Source organism: Bartonella sp. AD328YNZD, assembly GCF_042196425.1.
Genome location: NZ_JBHIQG010000778.1, coordinates 1 through 631, shown reverse-complemented (window position 1 = coordinate 631; position 631 = coordinate 1). Strand labels below are relative to the sequence as shown.

1 protein-coding gene is annotated in these 631 nt (G+C 39.3%); it reads left to right on the top strand.

What is annotated here, in order from left to right:
- Positions 1-17: 17 nt before the first annotated feature.
- The coding region (locus ACFIO3_RS15875) for an NTP transferase domain-containing protein (RefSeq protein ID WP_375704771.1) at positions 18-631 on the top strand (614 nt) is incomplete at its 3' end.

Here is a 631-nt window from a genome sequence, read left to right as displayed (position 1 = left end):
TAGTCTTATGTGTTTTTATGGTTAGAAGTTGTCTTTCTATTGTTCTTGCTGCAGGTGAGGGGACGCGCATGAAATCGCCTCTGCCTAAGGTACTTCATAAAATTGCTGGATTGCCTCTTATATGCCATGTTTTAAAACAAATAGAATTGGCTGGCTCTTCGCAATTAGCCGTTGTTGTGGGATGTGGTGCTAAGGAGGTTACGCACGTTGTTCAGTCATTTGTAAAAGATGTAATGATTTTTGAACAAAAAGAGCGTTTAGGAACTGCCCATGCTGTTTTGTCTGCTCGTTTAGCTTTGCAAAAGGAAGTGGATGATGTTCTCATTGTTTTTGGGGATACGCCTCTCATTCAGCAAGATTCATTGCACCAAATGCGTGCACAGCTTGTTGATGGAGCAGATGTTGTTTTTGCAGGTTTTCATACCCAAAACCCAACAGGTTATGGGCGTCTTCTCGAGAAAAATGGTAAATTGATCGCAATTGTAGAAGAAAAAGACGCTAGCGATAGAGAAAAAAAGATTTCTTTTTGTAATGGTGGAATACTCGCTATGCGCGGAAAACATGCGCTTTCTCTTTTAGAGAAGGTTGATAATAACAATATAAAAAAAGAATATTACTTAACAGATGTTGC